17 protein-coding genes are annotated in these 17,740 nt (G+C 70.1%); 11 read left to right on the forward strand and 6 right to left on the reverse strand.

Features of this window, described 5'->3' with window-relative positions; translation table 11 throughout:
* Window positions 1-8 precede the first annotated feature (8 nt).
* A complete protein-coding gene (locus tag ACIA58_RS09185) occupies window positions 9-962 on the reverse strand; it encodes a metallophosphoesterase (protein WP_396403326.1) in 954 nt (317 codons plus the stop codon).
* A 32-nt stretch (window positions 963-994) separates the two neighbouring features.
* Here ACIA58_RS09185 and ACIA58_RS09190 point away from each other — a divergent pair, with 32 nt between their 5' ends.
* Complete coding sequence (locus tag ACIA58_RS09190) at window positions 995-1,462, forward strand: GatB/YqeY domain-containing protein (protein WP_396403061.1); 468 nt, start codon at window positions 995-997, stop codon at window positions 1,460-1,462.
* A 42-nt stretch (window positions 1,463-1,504) separates the two neighbouring features.
* On the opposite strand, the gene ACIA58_RS09195 is transcribed toward ACIA58_RS09190, so the two are convergent.
* From ACIA58_RS09195 to ACIA58_RS09210, 4 genes are all read right to left on the reverse strand, one after another.
* Window positions 1,505-3,841 carry a penicillin-binding protein gene (locus tag ACIA58_RS09195; protein ID WP_396403062.1) on the reverse strand — a complete coding sequence of 779 codons (2,337 nt, stop codon included), beginning with the start codon at window positions 3,839-3,841 and terminating at the stop codon, window positions 1,505-1,507.
* Window positions 3,842-4,041: 200 nt separating this feature from the next.
* Complete coding sequence (lon, locus tag ACIA58_RS09200; RefSeq protein WP_396403063.1) at window positions 4,042-6,393, reverse strand: endopeptidase La; 2,352 nt, start codon at window positions 6,391-6,393, stop codon at window positions 4,042-4,044.
* Window positions 6,394-6,482: 89 nt separating this feature from the next.
* On the reverse strand, window positions 6,483-7,604 hold the full coding sequence (locus ACIA58_RS09205) for an ArsA family ATPase (protein WP_396403064.1): 1,122 nt from the start codon (window positions 7,602-7,604) through the stop codon (window positions 6,483-6,485).
* Window positions 7,601-8,551: an ArsA-related P-loop ATPase gene (locus tag ACIA58_RS09210; RefSeq protein WP_396403065.1), complete on the reverse strand. Its 951-nt coding sequence runs from the start codon at window positions 8,549-8,551 to the stop codon at window positions 7,601-7,603. The genes ACIA58_RS09205 and ACIA58_RS09210 overlap by 4 nt, the downstream gene beginning before the upstream one ends.
* 84 nt (window positions 8,552-8,635) lie before the next feature.
* On the opposite strand from ACIA58_RS09210, the gene ACIA58_RS09215 reads away from it, so the two are divergent.
* The 5 genes from ACIA58_RS09215 to ACIA58_RS09235 all read left to right on the forward strand — a co-directional run bounded on the left by ACIA58_RS09215 (window position 8,636) and on the right by ACIA58_RS09235 (window position 12,301).
* Window positions 8,636-8,797 (forward strand): DUF4177 domain-containing protein, encoded by a 162-nt coding sequence (locus ACIA58_RS09215; RefSeq protein WP_165553378.1) that lies wholly within the window; start codon window positions 8,636-8,638, stop codon window positions 8,795-8,797.
* Window positions 8,794-9,255: a RidA family protein gene (locus tag ACIA58_RS09220; RefSeq protein WP_396403066.1), complete on the forward strand. Its 462-nt coding sequence runs from the start codon at window positions 8,794-8,796 to the stop codon at window positions 9,253-9,255. Before ACIA58_RS09215 ends, ACIA58_RS09220 begins: the two co-directional genes overlap by 4 nt.
* Window positions 9,256-9,292: 37 nt before the next feature.
* Window positions 9,293-10,198: an NUDIX hydrolase gene (locus ACIA58_RS09225; protein ID WP_396403067.1), complete on the forward strand. Its 906-nt coding sequence runs from the start codon at window positions 9,293-9,295 to the stop codon at window positions 10,196-10,198.
* On the forward strand, window positions 10,195-10,962 hold the full coding sequence (locus ACIA58_RS09230) for an MBL fold metallo-hydrolase (RefSeq protein WP_396403068.1): 768 nt from the start codon (window positions 10,195-10,197) through the stop codon (window positions 10,960-10,962). The genes ACIA58_RS09225 and ACIA58_RS09230 overlap by 4 nt, the downstream gene beginning before the upstream one ends.
* Window positions 10,963-11,359: 397 nt before the next feature.
* The gene (locus ACIA58_RS09235) at window positions 11,360-12,301 is read left to right on the forward strand and encodes a type IV toxin-antitoxin system AbiEi family antitoxin domain-containing protein (protein WP_396403327.1); all 942 of its coding nucleotides are present in this window, start codon (window positions 11,360-11,362) and stop codon (window positions 12,299-12,301) included.
* A gap of 661 nt (window positions 12,302-12,962) precedes the next feature.
* On the opposite strand, the gene ACIA58_RS09240 is transcribed toward ACIA58_RS09235, so the two are convergent.
* Window positions 12,963-13,640 carry a Crp/Fnr family transcriptional regulator gene (locus ACIA58_RS09240; protein ID WP_130386963.1) on the reverse strand — a complete coding sequence of 226 codons (678 nt, stop codon included), beginning with the start codon at window positions 13,638-13,640 and terminating at the stop codon, window positions 12,963-12,965.
* Window positions 13,641-13,888: 248 nt separating this feature from the next.
* Between ACIA58_RS09240 and nth the strand changes: the two genes are divergently transcribed.
* The 5 genes from nth to ACIA58_RS09265 are packed head-to-tail and all read left to right on the forward strand — an operon-like array spanning window position 13,889 to window position 17,740.
* Window positions 13,889-14,665, forward strand: a complete 777-nt coding sequence (gene nth, locus ACIA58_RS09245) for an endonuclease III (protein ID WP_396403069.1) — start codon at window positions 13,889-13,891, stop codon at window positions 14,663-14,665.
* Window positions 14,662-15,267, forward strand: a complete 606-nt coding sequence (locus ACIA58_RS09250; RefSeq protein WP_396403070.1) for a TlpA family protein disulfide reductase — start codon at window positions 14,662-14,664, stop codon at window positions 15,265-15,267. The genes nth and ACIA58_RS09250 overlap by 4 nt, the downstream gene beginning before the upstream one ends.
* Window positions 15,264-16,043, forward strand: coding sequence for an NUDIX hydrolase (locus ACIA58_RS09255; RefSeq protein ID WP_396403071.1), 780 nt, complete (start codon window positions 15,264-15,266; stop codon window positions 16,041-16,043). Before ACIA58_RS09250 ends, ACIA58_RS09255 begins: the two co-directional genes overlap by 4 nt.
* Window positions 16,040-17,212, forward strand: a complete 1,173-nt coding sequence (locus ACIA58_RS09260; RefSeq protein ID WP_396403072.1) for a MarP family serine protease — start codon at window positions 16,040-16,042, stop codon at window positions 17,210-17,212. Before ACIA58_RS09255 ends, ACIA58_RS09260 begins: the two co-directional genes overlap by 4 nt.
* 42 nt (window positions 17,213-17,254) lie before the next feature.
* Window positions 17,255-17,740: a SigE family RNA polymerase sigma factor gene (locus ACIA58_RS09265; RefSeq protein WP_396403073.1), complete on the forward strand. Its 486-nt coding sequence runs from the start codon at window positions 17,255-17,257 to the stop codon at window positions 17,738-17,740.

The raw sequence follows: 17,740 nt of genomic DNA on the forward strand, positions 1-17,740 counted from the left end.
AGTCGCGGTTAGCTTACATGGGCCGAGCGTCCGGACGAAATCGGGTTATTCCGCGGGACGAGGGTCAGCAGCGTCGCCTCCGGCCGGCAGGCGAATCGCACCGGCGCGTACGGCGAGGTGCCGAGGCCGGCGGACACGTGCAGGGCAGCCTGGCGGCCGTCGTACCCCCAGGTGGACAGGCCCTTCACCCGCGACGTGTCGAGGTCGCAGTTGGTCACCAGCGCGCCGTACAAGGGCACCGCCAGCTGACCGCCGTGCGTGTGGCCGGCCAGGACCAGGGGATACCCGTCGCCGACGAACCCGTTCAGCACGCGTTGGTACGGCGCGTGGGTGACTCCGACGGACAGGTCGGCCGTCGGGTCGATCTCGCCCGCGACCTCGTCGTACCGGTCGCGCTTGATGTGCGGGTCGTCGGTGCCGGCGAAGTCCAGGCGCAGGCCATTGACCTTCAGGGTGGCCTTGGCGTTGTTCAGGTCGGTCCAGCCGGAGCCGGTGAACGCACGGCGCATCTCCTCGTACGGCAGGTCGGGCCCGTGCGGCTTGTGGCGCTGCTTGTGGGCCGGCAGCAAGTACTTGCCCGGGTTCTTGAAGTGCGGCTTCCAGTAGTCGTTGGAGCCGAACACGAACACGCCGGGCAGGTCGAGCAGATCGCCGTACGCACGGAGCAGCGGGCGGACCGAATCCTCGTGCGAGAGGTTGTCGCCGGTGTTCACGATCAGGTCGGGCTCGAGCGCGGCGAGGTCGTTGACCCAGCGGATCTTCTTCTCCTGCGTCGGCCACAGGTGCAGGTCGGACAGGTGCAGCACCTTCAGCGGGTCGCTCCCCGCCGGCAGCATCGGCACGGTGACTCTGCGCAGTGTGAACCAGCGCACCTCGATCGCGGCCGCATAGGCGACGCAGGCAGCACCCACGGCACCCACGACGGCCGTGGTTTTGAGGGTCGTACTGGCGATCCCGCGCAAGCTCATTGCTCCAGCCTGCCACAATCATGGTCATGTCCAACTCCGGAATGAAGCAGCGCCTGCACGCCGACATGACCGCGGCCCTGAAGGCCCGCGACGATATCCGCAAGTCGACGCTGCGGATGGCGCTCACCGCGATCACCAAGGCGGAGGTGGCCGGCAAGGAGGCCCGCGAGCTCAGCGACACCGAGATCGTCGACGTCCTGGGCTCCGAGGCGAAGAAGCGCCGCGAGTCGGTCGTCGCCTACCGCGAGGCCGGCCGCGCCGAACTCGCCGACAAGGAACAGGCCGAGGCGGACATCCTCGCCGAGTACCTCCCCGAGCAGCTGACCGAGGACGAGATCAAGACCCTCGTCATCGAAGCCATCGCCGCCACCGGCGCCGCCGAACTCGGCCCCCGCGGCATCGGCAAGGTCATGGGCGCCCTCCAGCCCAAGGTCAAAGGCAAGGCCGACGGCTCCGTCGTCTCCGCCGAGGTGAAGCGCCAACTCGGCGCCTGAGAACAAGAAGGGCCTCGTCCGGTCGGACGAGGCCCTTTGTTGTCAGCCGTGGCCGCGGCCGCCGCAGTTGGGGTACTTCGGGTTCCAGGGCGGGCAGTTGGGGTTGATGGTGGTGGGGCTGTTCGGGGGTTTGGTTGTGTTCTGGGGCTTGTCGGGTTGGCCCTTCTTGCTGCCGTTGGAGACGTAGATCGTCACCAGGGAGCCGTCCGGGGCGCCGTCGCGTTGGCGGGGGTCGGTGTAGGCGACCGTGCCGGCGGTTTCCTCCGAGTTGACCGTGCCGTTGGCGATCGCGACGTCGAAGCCGGCCTGGCGGAGCTTGTTCGCGGCGTCGTCGGGGTTCATGCCGTTGACGAACGGGAGGCTCTTCACGTCGCCGCGCTGGATCTTGTCCGACGGTGCGACGAAGTGCGTGGTCGGGTAACCCTGCAGGGCGGCCTTCATCGCGGCCTCCCAGATCGGACCGGCGGTGCCGGAACCCGTCGGGTCGTTGATGCCGTGGCCGTTCAGTGTCTGGCCCTGCAGTGGGCTGTACGGCAGCGATGCGTCGGCCACCGTTGCGGCGGCGGCGAGCTTGGTCGAGTAGCCGGCGTACCAGACCGCCTTGGCGTCGTTGATCGTTCCGGTCTTTCCGGCCAGGTCGCTCTTCCCGAACTTCAGCTTGCTGCCGGTGCCCCCGGTCTCCATGACCTGGTGGAGGACCGCGTTGACGCCGTCGGCGACCTCGGGCGCCAACGCCTGCTTGCAGTCCGCGCCGCGAGTGTTGATCGACTTCCCCGCCGAGTCCTTGACCGAGGTGACCACCCACGGGTTGCAGTACATGCCGCGCGCGGCGAAGGCGGCGTACGCGCCGGCCAGCTGGAGCGGCGTGACCAGGTCGACGCCCAGTGTCATCGACGGGACCTGCTGAAGCGGCTGGAGCGACTGGGCGTTGTACATGCCCAGTGAGGCCGCGATCTTGGCGATCGGGCACAGACCGGTCCGTTGCGAGAGCTGCAGGAAGTAGGTGTTGGTCGACTTCTGCGCCGCCTGGACCATCGTCGGGTCGGGGACGTTGCTGGTCGAGTTCTGCGGGTCGTAGCTGCCCTGGATCTTGTACGGGCCGTTGCAGGTGCTGAACGTCTTGCCGCCCAGGTGGATCGGGCTCGGCGAGTTGATCTTGTAGGTGAGGGGGATCCCCTTCTGGATCGCCGCGGCGATCGTGAACGCCTTCATCGTCGAGCCGTTCTGGAATCCGCCGTACCCGCCCGCGTACGTCTTGGGAGCGTTGTAGTTGTACGCCGTCTGCCCGCGCTTGCTGCCGTACTTGCGGCTCTGCGCCATCGCCTTCACCAGGCCGGTGCCCGGCTCGACGATCGTGATCGCGGCGATCGCCTGGTCGGTCGGGTTCGAGTGGGTGTCGATCGAGCGCTGCGCGTCCGCCTGGATCTTCGGGTCGAGCGACGTCCGGATCGTCAGGCCGGCGGTCTTCAGGTAGTTCGCGCGGTCGGTCTTCGTCTTCCCGAACGCCGTGTTGTTCTCGAGCTCGGAGACGACGTACTCGCAGTAGAACGGGTACGGCCCGTTCCCGCAGCCGAGCTTGTTCGAGCGGACCTTGTTGGGGTCGATGACCGGGGTCTTCAGCGCCGAGTTGGCCTGCGAGACCGAGATGACGTGCAGCTCGAGCATCCGCTTGATCACCACGTCGCGGCGGTCCTTGGCCCGCTTGGCGTCGTTGGTCGGGTCGTAGCCGGTCGGGTTCTTCACCAGGCCGGCCAGCATCGCGGCCTGCGGCAGCGTCAACTGGGAGGCGTTCACCGAGAAGTAGTGCTGGGCCGCGGCCTGGATGCCCCACGCGCCGTCGCCGAAGTTGGCGAGGTTCAGGTACTTCTCCAGGATCTCCTGCTTCGAGTACTGCTTCTCGACGGCGATCGCGTACCGCAGCTCGGCGACCTTGCGCTGGTAGTTGTCGGCGGTCGCGGCCGCGACCTCTTCCGGCGTCTTCGCCTTCTCGACCAGGCTGATCTTCACGTACTGCTGGGTGATGCTCGAACCACCCTGCTGCACGGAGCCGGCGGACTGGTTCTGCAGCAGCGCGCGCAGCGTGCCCTTGAGGTCGAGCGCGCCGTGCTCGTAGAACCGGTCGTCCTCGATCGCGACGATCGCCTTCTGCATGATCGGCGCGACCTGGGCCAGCTTGACCGGCACCCGGTTCTGCTCGGCCAGCGTCGCGATCACCGATCCGTCCGCGGCCAGGATGGTGCTCTTCTGCTTGAGCGGCACCTCGTCGAACTGCTGCGGCAGGTCCTGCAGGGTGTTGGAGGTCTGTTCTGTGGTGAACCCGGCGAGGCCGGCGAAGGGGATGGCGAGACCGGCGGCCAAGGCCCCCGACAACACGCTCACCCCGAGAAACAGAACCACAGATTGGACGACTCCCCGGTCGCCCTTCTCCCTCACGCGCATGGTTATAGAGACTACGGGATCGCCTGTTTGGGTTACCGCTGCGCTTATGACATCGGTCACACTGGCTGGACAAAGTTCATCCAAAAGGAGGAAGGCCCGAGCGATCTCGCCCGGGCCCTTCTCTTTGATGCCGTACTGCGTTATGCGGCGTACTGGTGTGCCTGTACCTCGGCCGGCTCCAGGGCCAGCTCCAGCACCTCACGGACGTCGCTCACCGGGTGGACGGTCAGCTCCGCGAGCACGGACGCCGGCACGTCCTCCAAGTCCGGCTCGTTCCGCTTGGGGATCAGGATCGTGGTCAGCCCGGCCCGGTGCGCGGCGAGCAGCTTCTGCTTCACCCCGCCGATCGGGAGCACCCGCCCGGTCAGCGACACCTCACCGGTCATCGCGACCTCCGAACGGACCGGCCGTCCGGACAGCAGCGACGCCAGCGCGGTCGTCATCGTCACACCCGCCGACGGTCCGTCCTTCGGGACAGCACCGGCCGGTACGTGGATGTGAGTGTTGCGCTCGGCCAGGTCGCTCACCGGCAGACCCAGCTCCGCACCGTGCGAGCGCAGGTACGACAGGGCGATCTGCGCCGACTCCTTCATCACGTCGCCCAATTGGCCGGTCAAGGTGACCCCGGTCGGGCCGGTCTCCTTGTCGGCCAGCGACGCCTCGATGAAGAGCACGTCACCACCCGCACCGGTTACCGCCAGTCCGGTCGCCACACCCGGAAGCGCCGTACGCTCGGCCGACTCCGGAGTGAACTTCGGCGAACCCAGGTACTCCTTCAGATCGGTCCCGCCGATCGTCAGGTTGCCCAGCTCGTCGCCCAGCGCCAGCTTCGCCGTCACCTTCCGCAGCACGCGGGAGATCGACCGCTCCAGCTGCCGTACGCCGGCCTCCCGGGTGTACTCACCCGCGAGCACCCGCAGCGCCGAGTCCTCGATCGCCACCTCGTCCGCCGTCAGGCCCGCCCGCTCCAGCTGACGCGGGAGCAGGTGGTCACGGGCGATGATGACCTTCTCGTCCTCGGTGTACCCGTCCAGCTGCACCAGTTCCATCCGGTCCAGCAACGGCGCCGGGATGGAGTCCAGCACGTTCGCCGTGGCCAGGAAGACCACGTCGGACAGGTCCAGCTCGACCTCCAGGTAGTGGTCCCGGAAGGTGTGGTTCTGCGCCGGGTCCAGGACCTCCAGCAGGGCGGCCGTCGGGTCACCCCGGTAGTCCGCACCCACCTTGTCGATCTCGTCCAGCAGCACGACGGGGTTCATCGAACCCGCCTCGGTGATGGCCCGGACGATCCGGCCCGGCAGCGCACCGACGTACGTACGCCGGTGACCGCGGATCTCGGCCTCGTCCCGCACACCGCCCAGGGCGACCCGGACGAACTTGCGGCCCATCGCACGCGCCACGGACTCACCCAGCGAGGTCTTACCCACACCAGGAGGACCGACCAGGGCCAGTACGGCGCCACTGCGGCGTCCACCGACCACCCCGAGACCACGGTCCGCGCGGCGACGCCGTACGGCCAGGTACTCGGTGATGCGCTGCTTCACGTCGTCCAGACCGGCGTGGTCCGCGTCCAGCACGGCCCGCGCCTCGCGGATGTCGTAGCTGTCCTCGGTCCGCTCGTTCCACGGCAGCTCGAGAACGGTGTCCAGCCACGTGCGGATCCAGCCGACCTCGGGGGACTGCTCCGCGGTCCGCTCCAGCTTGTCGACCTCGGCCAGCGCCGCCTTCGCGACGTGCTCCGGCAGGTCGGCCGCCTCGACGCGGGCCCGGTAGTCCTCCTCCTCGGACTCGGCCTTGCCGTCCAGCTCGGCCAGCTCCTTGCGGATCGCGGCCATCTGCTGGCGCAGCAGGAACTCGCGCTGCTGCTTCTCCATGCCCTCCTGGACGTCCTTCTGGATCGTCTCGGAGACCTCGAGCTCGGCGAGGTGGTCCTTCACCCAGCCGATCAGCTTCTCCAGCCGCTCGGACACGTTCGCGTTCTCGACCAGCCAGGACTTCTGCTCGTTGTTCAGGTACGACGCGTAGCCGGCCAGGTCGGACAGCTCGGACGGGTCGTCCACCTGCTTGATGGAGTCGATGACCTGGTACGCGCCGCGTCGCTGCAGCACGGAGGTGGTCAGGGTCTTGTACTCGCGGGCCAGCTCGACGGAGCGGTCGTCGGTGATCTCGTGCATCACCGTCGCGCCCACCCACAGCGCCGCACCCGGGCCGGTGGTCCCGGCGCCGATGCGGACCCGCTGGGTCCCGCGGATCACGGCCGCCTGGGCGCCGCCCGGCAGCCGGCCGATCTGCTCGATCTCACCGAGCGTCCCGGCAGTGGCATATTTTCCGTCCAGCCGCGGCACCAGGAGGACCTGGTCCTGACCCGCGGCCTGCGCGGCGTCGATGGCCGCCCGGGCCTCGCTGTCGGCGAGTCGGACCGGCACGACCATTCCCGGCAGGACCACGACGTCGTCCAGCGGCAGTACCGGAAGATTCAACGTATCGGTCACGCTGTCACACCCTTTTCCAAGTTGAGTCTGACAGGCTCAACCATGGACCCGACCAGGTCATTCCCGGCGTTCGCTGAGGGTGAAACGAATCACGCGGTGAGCAGTTCGCCGATCTGGCGTAGACCAGTCAGGTCGTGCACGTCGTCGGCCAGCGCCGGCACCTCGACGGTCCGGATCGCGCGGTGCCCGCGGCGGAAGCGGTCGGCCCGGCGGTGTTCGCCGACGACCTGTTGCATCTTGTCCGCGTGCAACCGCAGTACCGCGGCCGCGAGGGGCGACTTGTCCGCTTCCTCGAGCTTCTCGGCCGCAGCGAGTGACCGCTCCGCCGACAATTCGGTGGCCTCCGAGTTCGTCACCCGGTTCAGCACGACGCCGGCCAGCGGCATTCCCTCCGCCCGCAGCCGCTCGGCGAAGTACGACGCCTCGCGCAGCGCATCGTTCTGCGGTGCGGCCACGACGAGGAACGACGTGTGTGGCTCGCGTAGCAGGGCGACCGTCTTCTCGGCCCGCTGCCGGAAGCCGCCGAACAACGTGTCGAACGCCGCGACGAACGTCTGTACGTCGGTCAGCACCTGCGCGCCGAGCACCTTGTTGAGCACCGACATCGCCATGTTCACCCCGGCCGACATCAGCTTGAACGGTCCGCGCGCCGGCGCCAGCAGCAACCGGAGGAAGCGCCCTTCGAGCAGCGAGGCCAGCCGCTCCGGCGCGTCCAGGAAGTCCAGCGCGGACCGCGACGGCGGGGTGTCGACGACGATCAGGTCCCAGTCGCCGGACTGCTCGGCCTGCTTGTGCAGCTGCCCGAGCTTCTCCATCGCCATGTACTCCTGCGTGCCCGCGAACGACGACGAAAGCGCCTGGTAGAAGGGGTTCGCGAGGATCTGCTCCGCCTTGTCCGGCGTCGCGTGCTGCAGTACGACGTCGTCGAACGTCCGCTTCATGTCGAGCATCATCGCGTCCAGCCGCCCGCCGTTCGCGGCGTCGACCTCGGCCACGGCCCGTGGGGTGTTGTCCAGCTCGGTCAGCCCGAGGGACTGGGCCAGCCGCCGCGCCGGGTCGATCGTCAGTACGACGACCTTCCGCCCGCGCTCCGCGGCCCGAAGGCCCAGCGCTGCCGCCGTGGTCGTCTTGCCGACCCCGCCGGCGCCGCAGGTGACGATGATGCGCGTGTCGGGATCGTCGATCAGTGCATCCAGGTCGAGCTCGGTCATGCCCGCAACTCCTCGGCCAGATCGAACAGGGCGCCGTGGTCGATGCCCTCGGGCTGCAGCTCCAGCTCGACCACATTCTTGCCCAGGGCATCTATTCGGTCGCGGTTCTCGCGCTCGAGCCCGACCCGGATGGCGTGGTCGTGCGCCTCGGTCGCGAGCGTCTCGACCAGGTCGGCGCCGATCGTGATCCCGGCTGCCTTGAGGCCCCTGGTCAGCTCGGCGGTGGGCAGTTTCTCCTTCACCGCAAGGGCGAGCGCATCGTCGTCGAGCGGGCTGTTGCGGACCATGTTCACCACGATCGAGCCGACGCGCAGGTCGAGCTTCTCGAGCTGATCGACCGCGTCGAGCGTCTCCTGGACCGGCATCTCCTCGAGCAGCGTGACCAGGTGGATCCGCGTCACGTCCGAGCGCAGCATGCCCATGATCGCGTCCGCCTGGTTGCGGATCGGTCCGACCTTGGCCAGTCCGGCGACCTCGTGGTTCACGTTGAGGAAGCGTCCGATCCGCCCGGTCGGCGGGGCGTCCAGCACCACGGCGTCGTACGCGAGCTTCCCGTGCGCCTTGCGGCGGGTCGCCTCGTAGACCTTGCCGGTGAGCAGTACGTCGCGGAGCCCGGGCGCGATCGTGGTGACGAAGTCGATCGCGCCCACCTTCTCGAGGGCCTTCCCGGCGCGGCCCAGGTGGTAGTACATGTCCAGGTACTCCAGCAGCGCGGCCTCGGCGTCCACGGCCAGCGCGAACACCTCGCCACCGCCGGGGCCTTGCGCGATCCGGCGTTCGACGTACGGCAGGGGAGGTACGTCGAAGAGCTGGGCGAGCCCTTGGCGGCCCTCGACCTCGCAGAGCAGCACCCGCTTACCTTCGTCGGCCAGCGAAAGAGCCATCGCGGCCGCAACAGTCGTCTTCCCGGTCCCCCCTTTACCGGTGACCACGTGCAGTCGCGCCATAGGTCCCAGGGTAGGACGTGGTCCAGGACACATCGTTCCTGACCGGGGCGGTGGGGCGGGGAAGGGATCAGTAGAGTCCCCTGCATGAAGAAGTTCGAGTACTTCACCGCGCCGCTGCTGGTCCACTCGACCAAGGAGATCCTGGACAACTTCGGCCAGGACGGCTGGGAGCTGGTCCAGGTCGTCCCGGGGCTGAACCCGGAGAACCTGGTCGCCTACTTCAAGCGGGAGATCGAGGACAAATGAGCCACCCCGAGGAGAAGCTCGCCGAGCTCGGCCTGAAGCTGCCCGAGGTGGCCAAGCCGGTCGCCGCCTACGTGCCGGCGGTCCGGACCGGTGACCTCGTCTACACGTCCGGTCAGCTGCCGCTGCGCGAGGGCACGCTGATCGCCAGCGGCAAGGTCGGCGACTCCGTCACCCCCGAGGTCGCCAGCGAGTGCGCCCAGCAGTGCGCGCTGAACGCCCTGGCCGCGGTCAAGGCCGAGATCGGCGACCTGGCGAACGTCAAGCGGATCGTGAAGGCGGTCGCGTTCATCGCGTCGACGCCGGACTTCACCGGTCAGCCCCAGGTCGCGAACGGCGCCTCCGAGCTGTTCGGCCAGGTGTTCGGCGAGGCGGGGCAGCACGCCCGCAGCGCGGTCGGCGTACCCGTCCTGCCCCTCGACGCCCCGGTCGAGGTCGAACTCATCGTCGAGGTCGGCTGATCCGCCGCCCGAGCGCACCTCGGAGGTCCGGCCGGTGATGCGAGACCTGAAGTCGCAGCTGATGACCGGCCGGATGGCCGAGGTCGCACTGGAGTACGCCCGCGGCACCCGTACGGCGGTCGACCCCCGGCCCGCCTCCACCGTCATCCTCCTCCGCGACGCACCGCTTGAGAGGCCCGTCGGGCAGGAGGCTGGTGCGGGAGCGGCCGGTGGGCCGGAGACGCCCGTCGGGCAGGAAGGTGCCGGTGGGCCGGAGGTCTATCTCCTGCGGCGGCAGCGGACCATGGCGTTCGCCGCCGGAATGACGGTGTTTCCGGGCGGGCGGGTCGATCCGGCCGACTCGGCGATCGCCGACTCCTGGTCAGGTCCGCCGCCTGCGGACTTCGCCGCCCGGCTCGGGTGTTCCGCGGAGCTGGCGGCCGCCTATGTCGCCGCCGCGGTACGCGAGACGTTCGAGGAGTCCGGCGTCCTGCTCGCCGGCCCGTCCGTCGAGACCGTCGTCGGCGACACCACCGGCGCGGACTGGGAAGCCGATCGGGTGGCGTTGGAAGCCGGTCAGCTCGGGTTCGCCGATTTCCTGCAGCGCCGCGGGCTGCTGCTCCGGGCCGACCTGCTGGGCGCGTGGGCGCACTGGATCACGCCGGAGTTCGAGCCCAAGCGGTACGACACCGCGTTCTTCGTCGCGGCGCTCCCGAAGGGGCAGGTCACCCGCGACGTGACGAGCGAGTCCGACCAGGTCACCTGGATCCGCCCGGCGGACGCGGTCGCCGCCGTCGACGCGGACGAGATGCTGATGCTGCCCCCGACGTACATCTGCTGCCACGACCTCTCGCAGTACGCCGACGTGCCGGCGATCCTGGCCGCGGCCGGCGGACGTGAGATGCGGTCGATCCTGCCCACGGTCCGGGTCGACGGCGACCAGGCCTATCTGGAGACCACATGAGAGTCACCGACTACGCGAGCCTGATCCTCGCCGCGAACCCGGGCCCGATGACGCTGGACGGCACCAACACCTGGATCCTGAAGGCGCCCGACGGGGAGCGCTCGGTCGTCGTCGACCCCGGCCCGATGCTCGAGGAGCACCTCACCGCGGTCCTGGAAGCCGCCGGCAAGGTGGCCGTCGTACTGCTGACGCACAAGCACCCCGACCACTCCGAAGGCGCCGCCTGGTTCGCCAACCGGGCCGGCTGCGGCGTACGCGCGGTGGACCCCGCCTTCCGCATCCCGACGGATCACGCCCACGGGCTGAGCGAGGGCGACGTGATCACCGCCGACGGCCTGCGCATCGAGGTCCTCCCGACGCCCGGCCACACCCTCGACTCGGTCTGCTTCTGGCTCCCCCAGGACGGCTCCCTACTCACCGGCGACACCGTCCTGGGCCGCGGTACGTCGGTCGTCGCCCACCCCGACGGTGCTCTAGGCCCCTACCTCGACTCCCTCGACCGCCTCCGCGCCTTCGCCAACTCCCCAGCCGGGGTAGCCCGCCTACTCCCCGGCCACGGCCCCGTCATCGACGACCCCGCCGCCGTACTCACCTACTACCTCGACCACCGCCAGGAACGCCTGAACCAGGTCCGCGCCGCCATCGCCGAAGGCCACACCACCCCCGAGGCAATCGTCGAACACGTCTACGCCGACGTAGACCAATCCCTCTGGCCCGCCGCCACCCGCTCAGTCCAAGCCCAACTCGACTACCTAACCGGATAACCCCCGCACCCCTGCGCCCCTGCGCCCGCCGCCCGCGCCCGCCCCCGCCACTGGCCCCCGGCGCGCCCGCCGCTCGCCCCCGCTCCCCCCGCGCCCGCCCCCCGCGCCCGCCCCCGCGCCCGCCCCCCCGCGCCCGCCCCCCCGCGCCCGCCCGCGCCCCCCGCCCCCCGCGCCACTCGCCCCCGCGCGCCCCGCCACTCGCCCCGCCCTCGGCGCCCGTCTCAGGGGCCAACCCCGGAGTTTGTGGGTTGCGGACCCAGGATCTCGTTGCGCAACCCATCAACTGAAGGGTCGGCCCCTCAGATTGCGTGGGGATGGGGCGGGGAGGTTTTCCACAGGTTGGGTTGAGGGGGGAGCGGGGGAGGGCGGCGCGCGCGATCCTGGGGCGGTGAATCCGATGTTGAAGCTGGTCGCCGCGCGACAGGGCGGGGTATTCGGGCGGAACCAGGCGTTGGCCTGTGGATACACACCGCAGGAGGTGCGGGATCGGACCCGTGCCGGTCAGTGGGAGCGCATCCGCTACGGCCAGTACGCCGAGGCCGTGGATCTGAGCGGTTTGCCGGTATGGCATGCCCAACTCGTCCGGTACCGGCGCTTGGTGCATGCGGTGATGAACTCGTTGCGGCCCGGATCCGTTGCCGTCAGCCACCAGTCCGCCCTGGTCCTGCACGCGCTTCCGATCTGGGGTCTCGACCTGTCGGAGGTGCATGTCACTCGGCTGGACGCGCGCAGGCACACCGGCCGGGTGGCAGACATCCGGTACCACCGCGGCGGGCTAACCGCGGACGATCTCACGGAGCTCGACGGTCTGGTTGCCACGCGTCTCGCCCGTTCGGTGCTCGAAACGGCATGTACGGCGTCCTTCGAGGCGGCCGTGGTTGTCACCGACGCCGCACTGCGCGATCACGGCATCGGCGAGGACGAGTTGCTGAGACTCCTCAAAGTGACCGAGTTCTGGCCCGGCAGTCCGACCGCCCGAGCGGCAATCAGCTTCAGTGATGCCCGATCGGAGTCGGTCGGCGAGTCGCGGCTCCGCGTCCTCATGCACAATCACGGCCTGCCGGCGCCGGTTCCGCAGTTCGTCTTCGAGGACTCGCAGGGGTTCATCGGGCGGGTCGACTTCGCGTTCCCCGAGTACGAGACCGTGGTCGAGTTCGACGGCCTGACGAAGTACTCCGGGGGAACGCCGGACGCACTCATCCGAGAGAAGGCCCGCGAGGACCGGCTCCGGGGGCTCGGTCTTCAGGTCGTCCGGACTATCTGGGCCGATCTCGACCACCCGGCCCGCACCGCCGCCCAGATCCGCGGCGCGTTCGCCCGCTCCCGCCGTACCGCCTGACCCCACAATCACACCGCCCGCCCGCCACCTTCACCAGCTCGGTCGCCCGTCTGAGGGGCCAACCCCTCAGCAGATGGGTTGCGGACCCAGAATCAGGCTCCGCAACCCACAAACTCCGGGGTTGGCCCCTGAAACGGGGACGTCTGGGCCGGGAAACGGGGGGGGACGTCTGGGCCGGGGGCGAGGGAAGGGCGGGCGGGTACGGCGGGGGCCGGGGTGCCGGGCGTGCCGCGCCCGGGTACGGCGGCGGCCGGCGGTGCCGCGCGTGGGTACGGCGGTGTGCCGGGCGAGCGGGTGTGTGTACGGCCGGGCGCCCGCGGGCCGGGGTGCCGGACGTGCTGCGCGTGGGTACGGCGGCGGCGGGCGAGGCGGGGGCGGCTACGGCGGCCGAGGGCGCGGCGGGGCGCCCGCGGGCAGGGTGCCGGGCGTGCTGCGCGTGGGTAGGGCCGGGGCGCCTCGCGGGCGGGGTGCCGGGGGTGCTGCGCGTGGGTAGGGCGGGGGCCGGTGGTGCGCGCGTGGGTACGGCGGGGGCGGGTACGGGTACGGCGGGGTGCCCCGCGGGCGGGGTGCCGGGCGTGCTGCGCCTGGGTACGGCGGGTGCCGGGCGTGCCGCGCGTGGGTACGGCGGGGTGGGTACGGCGGGGGGTCGCGGTGGGGTGGGTTAGCGGGCTCGGCGTTGGAGGCGGTCGACGTCCAGGAGTACTACGGAGCGTGGCTCGAGGCGGACCCAGCCTCGGGAGGCGAAGTCGGCGAGGGCCTTGTTGACGGTCTCGCGGGAGGCGCCGACCAGTTGGGCCAGCTCCTCCTGGGTGAGGTCGTGGTGGACGTGGACGCCGTCGTCGGCGGTGCGGCCGAAGCGGCTGGCCAGGTCCAGGAGGGCCTTGGCGACGCGGCCCGGTACGTCGGAGAAGACGAGGTCGGCCACCACGTCGGAGACCTTGCGCAGCCGGCCGGCCAGCTGCAGCAGCAGGCCGCGCGCGACCGCGGGGCGGCCGTCCAGCCAGCGGAGCAGCTCGTCGTGCGTCAGCGACATCAGCTGGGCGTCGGTGACTGCGGTGACGGTGGCGGACCGCGGTCCTGGGTCGAACAGCGACAGCTCACCGAACATCTGGCCGGGCCCGAGGACGGCGATCAGGTTCTCCCGGCCGTCGGCGGAGGTCCGGCCGAGCTTGACCTTGCCCTCGACCACGACGAACAGCCGGTCACCGGAATCGCCCTCGTGGAACAGCACCTGGCCGCGGCGCAGCCGGCTCTCGGTCATCGATGCGGCCAGGGCGTCGGCCGCCTCGTCGTCGAGCTGACTGAACAGCGGTGCCTGTCGGAGCACTGCGGCATCCACTTTGGGCCTCCTAGGACCTTCGACCACGACTGCGGACCGGGGATCGACCCCGTCCGGCACCGGGTCGTTCACACCCGGTCGCCCCAAAACCGTAGCCCCTCGGGTGTCGGCACCGCCACGTAGGCTCGCCTCGACTCGCCGGAGCACCACACAGTGTGTCCCTCGGCACCCTCCGTCACCCCACCGCTCGCACGGTCCGGTTCGTGCTGGCGGATCGGCTGTCGGCGGGCGGACGTAGGCTGGCCTGCATGCCATTCCCGCTTGTCGCGGAACCAGTCCCGGGAGCCCTCCCGACGGTCTCGCTGAACCTCCCCCGCAAGGCCCCGGTGTTCGTCGACGAGACCCACACCCAGCTCGTCCGCCGGGCCCGGAAGATGCACAAGGTGCTCACCGACACCTACCCCGACGCCCACTGCGAGCTGGACTTCACCACCCCGCTCGAGTTGCTGGTGGCCACGATCCTGTCGGCCCAGACCACCGACGTGACGGTGAACAAGGTGACCCCGACCCTGTTCGCGAAGTACCCGACCGCGAGCGCGTACGCCGAGGCCGACCGCGACGAGATGGAAGCGATCCTGAAGCCGACCGGCTTCTTCCGCGCCAAGACCAACAGCGTGATGAAGCTCGGCCAGGCCCTCGTCGACGAGTACGACGGCGTCGTGCCGGGCAAGCTCGCCGAGCTAGTGAAGCTGCCGGGCACCGGGCGGAAGACGGCCAACGTGGTCCTCGGCAACGCGTTCGGCGTCCCGGGGATCACGGTCGACACGCACTTCGGCCGGCTGGTCCGCCGGTTCGGCTGGACGACCGAGGACGACCCGGTCAAGGTCGAGCACATCATCGGCGAGCTGTTCCCGAAGAAGGACTGGACGATGCTGTCGCACCGGCTGATCTTCCACGGCCGCCGCCGCTGCCACGCCAAGAAGCCGGCCTGCGGCGCCTGCCCGATCGCCCAGTGGTGCCCGTCGTACGGCGCGGGCCCGACCAACCCCGAGGTCGCCGCGAAGCTGGTGAAGGTCCCGGCGTGAAGCCCCGATCCGGTACGCCGTACCGCCGCGCACCGTTGATCGCCGGGGCGGTTGCGTTGGTGCTGTCGGCGACACTGGCGGCGTGTGGATCGGAGCGAGCCGGTGACGGCGGTCAGCCGTCGACGAGCCGGAGTGCCGTCGCAGGCGCGGACAAGCTGCCGGCCTGCCCGTCGACGCCGTCGAAACCGCCGGCCACCGGCGCCTTGCCGGACGTCACCCTGCCGTGTCTGGGCAGCGGTCCGGACATCCGGCTCGCGGACCTGCGGGGTCCGCTCGTGATCAACGTGTGGGCGCAGTGGTGCGGTCCGTGCCGCGACGAAGCGCCGTACCTGGCCGCCCTGGCGAAGTCGGGCAAGGTGCAGATGCTGGGCATCGACTACGACGACCCGCGGCCGGAGCTGGCGGTGAAGTTCGCGACCGACGAAGGGCTGACGTATCCGCACCTCGTCGATCGGGACAAGGCGATCCAGCGCGCGTTGAAGGTCGGCGGTCCGCCGCTGACGGCGTTCGTCGACACGGACGGCGCGGTCGCGTTCGTCCATCGCGGCGTACTCACCTCGCAGCAGCAGCTCGACCAGCTGGTGAAGGAACTGACGTCATGATGTTCGGCGACGTCGGGATCCCCGACTGGCTGCGGCCGTTGGCGAAGGCGTCCGAGGACGTGGACCCGACCGTGCTGTCGCGGTTCCTGCCGCCGGACGATCCGTCGGTCCGGAAGTCCGCGGTCCTGATCTTGCTTGCCGATGGCAACGATGGGCCTGAGGTGCTGCTGACCGAGCGGGCCTGGACTCTGCGCAAGCACGCCGGGCAGATGGCCTTCCCGGGTGGCGGCGCCGATCCGGAGGACGGGACCGGCGACGAAGGTCTGGTCCGGACCGCGTTGCGGGAGGCCGAGGAGGAGACCGGGCTGGACCCGTCCGGCGTCGTGCCGTTCGCGATCTGGCCGGCGCTCTGGGTGCCGGTGAGCAACTTCGGCGTGTCGCCGGTGCTGGCCTGGTGGCAGCAGCCGTCGCCGGTCGCCGTGGTCGACCCTGCCGAGGTCGCGTCGGTGCACGAGGTGCCGATCAGCGCGCTCGCCGACCCGGCGAACCGGATCAGCTGCCTGCACCCGTCCGGGTTCACCGGCCCGGCGTTCGTCGTCGGCGACCTCTACATCTGGGGGTTCACGGCCGGTTTGCTGGATAAATTGCTCCTGCTCGGTGGATGGCACCGCGACTGGGACCCCTCGGTCGTCGTACCGTTGCCCGACCGACTGGTCGAGGCGGCCTGGCGGAGCGAGGGGCGACGGCCCGAGGACGTGCGGCGGATGACCGCCATCGAGCACGATCTCGGCGGCGCGCACAAGGCGCACGGTGACAAGTCGGAAGGCGTGGAATGAGCTGGCTCGACTGGGCGGTGCTCGGCACCGCGGCGCTGGTGGCGATCTCGGGGTACGTCGAAGGGTTCGTGCTCGGGGCCTGCGCCACGCTCGGCCTGCTCGGCGGCGCCGCGATCGGCGTCTGGGGAGTGCCCAAGGTGCTCGACCACTTCTCGCCGAGCGTGACGGTGTCGTTCGCCGCGCTGGTGCTCGTGGTCGGACTGGCCGCGCTCGGACGGATGCTCGGCGCGATGCTCGGCACCAGGGTGCGCAACCGGCTGTCCTGGAAACCGATCCGGTTCCTCGACGCGCTCGGCGGCGCCGCGCTGGCGGCCGCGTCGGTGCTGATCGTGGCCTGGGTGCTCGGCGTCGCGGTGAGCGGGGCGCGGATCCCGAGCGTGACGTCGGCGGTCCGCGGGTCGCAGGTGCTGGCCAAGGTCGACGACTTCCTGCCGAACAGCGCCGACCGGGCGCTGCAGTCGTTCAACGACGTCGTCAACACCGACCTGTTCCCGCGGTTCCTCGACCCGTTCGTGCCGGAGCGGATCCGGGAGACGCAGCCCCCGGACAGCGCGATCGCGCGGCAGCAGCCGGTGCGATCGGCGTACACCCGGATCGCCAAGGTGACCGGCGTCGCGAGCTGTTCGCGCGGCCTCGAGGGCAGTGGGTTCGTGTACGCCCCGCAGCGTGTGATGACGAACGCGCACGTCGTCGCCGGGGTCAGCTCGCCATCGGTCGAGGTGAACGGGAAGAAGTACGACGCCAGGGTCGTCGTGTTCGACCCCGAGACCGACATCGCGGTGCTGTACGTGCCCAACCTGAAAGAGCAGCCGCTGACCTTCGACTTCGCCGGTAAGGCGGACGACTCGGCGGTCGTGCTCGGCTACCCGGAGAACGGTCCGTTCGACTCCGAGCCGGCCCGGATCCGGTCCGAGGAACGCCTCCGCGGCCCGGACATCTACGGCGACAGGACGGTCACCCGCGACGCGTTCTCGATCTGGGCGTCGGTCCGCCCGGGCAACTCCGGCGGCCCGCTGCTGTCGGCCAAGGGCACGGTGTACGGCGTGGTCTTCGCCGCCTCCGTCGAGGACAACCGGACCGGCTACGTCCTCACCGCCGAACAGGTCTCCGACGACGCCCGCGACGGCACCACCGCCACCCAAGAGGTCTCCACCCAATCCTGCACCTGATGCAACACTGAGCGCCGTACGCCGCATTGAAGGGGTGTGACGGTGACTTCGCTGGACGAGGTGGTGCGGTCGACCGAGCGTCGGCTGCTGCGCCTCGGGCTGATGCTGTCGGGCAGCACGCACAACGCGGAGGACCTCGTCCAGTCCGTGCTGGCGCGGGCTCATCGGCAGTGGGACCGGATCGGCGAACTCGAGCATCCTGAGGCGTATCTGCGGACCATGGTGGTCAACGAGTACCTCGGTTGGCGTCGGTTGCTGAAGAACCGTGAAGTGCCACTGGCCGAACCGATCGAACGACCGACAGACGACGACCTCGGTGTTCGGCAGGCCCAGCGCGACGCGACCTGGCAACTGCTCGCCAGGCTGCCGCGCAAACAGCGCGTGGTCCTGGCCCTGCGGTATTACGAGGATCTTCCGGACCAGGAAATTGCCAGGATCCTCGGCGTCGCCCCCGCCACCGTCCGCTCGAACGCCGCCCGCGCCCTGGCGACCCTACGCGACAACCTGTCCTCCGAGGAGGCGAACTGA

It is taken from the genome of Kribbella sp. NPDC051586, from assembly GCF_044453965.1.
Taxonomy (GTDB): Bacteria; Actinomycetota; Actinomycetes; order Propionibacteriales; family Kribbellaceae; genus Kribbella.

What these genes read in the sequence shown, in the direction of transcription:
- ACIA58_RS09225 (WP_396403067.1), top strand. Translation starts at nt 9,293, where the DNA reads ATGCGAGACCTGAAGTCGCAGCTGATGACCGGCCGGATGGCCGAGGTC.
- ACIA58_RS09235 (WP_396403327.1), top strand. Translation starts at nt 11,360, where the DNA reads ATGTTGAAGCTGGTCGCCGCGCGACAGGGCGGGGTATTCGGGCGGAAC.
- ACIA58_RS09255 (WP_396403071.1), top strand. Translation starts at nt 15,264, where the DNA reads ATGATGTTCGGCGACGTCGGGATCCCCGACTGGCTGCGGCCGTTGGCG.
- ACIA58_RS09215 (WP_165553378.1), top strand. Translation starts at nt 8,636, where the DNA reads ATGAAGAAGTTCGAGTACTTCACCGCGCCGCTGCTGGTCCACTCGACC.
- ACIA58_RS09210 (WP_396403065.1), bottom strand. Translation starts at nt 8,551, where the DNA reads ATGGCGCGACTGCACGTGGTCACCGGTAAAGGGGGGACCGGGAAGACG.
- ACIA58_RS09190 (WP_396403061.1), top strand. Translation starts at nt 995, where the DNA reads ATGTCCAACTCCGGAATGAAGCAGCGCCTGCACGCCGACATGACCGCG.
- ACIA58_RS09220 (WP_396403066.1), top strand. Translation starts at nt 8,794, where the DNA reads ATGAGCCACCCCGAGGAGAAGCTCGCCGAGCTCGGCCTGAAGCTGCCC.
- ACIA58_RS09260 (WP_396403072.1), top strand. Translation starts at nt 16,040, where the DNA reads ATGAGCTGGCTCGACTGGGCGGTGCTCGGCACCGCGGCGCTGGTGGCG.
- nth (WP_396403069.1), top strand. Translation starts at nt 13,889, where the DNA reads ATGCCATTCCCGCTTGTCGCGGAACCAGTCCCGGGAGCCCTCCCGACG.
- ACIA58_RS09205 (WP_396403064.1), bottom strand. Translation starts at nt 7,604, where the DNA reads ATGACCGAGCTCGACCTGGATGCACTGATCGACGATCCCGACACGCGC.
- ACIA58_RS09230 (WP_396403068.1), top strand. Translation starts at nt 10,195, where the DNA reads ATGAGAGTCACCGACTACGCGAGCCTGATCCTCGCCGCGAACCCGGGC.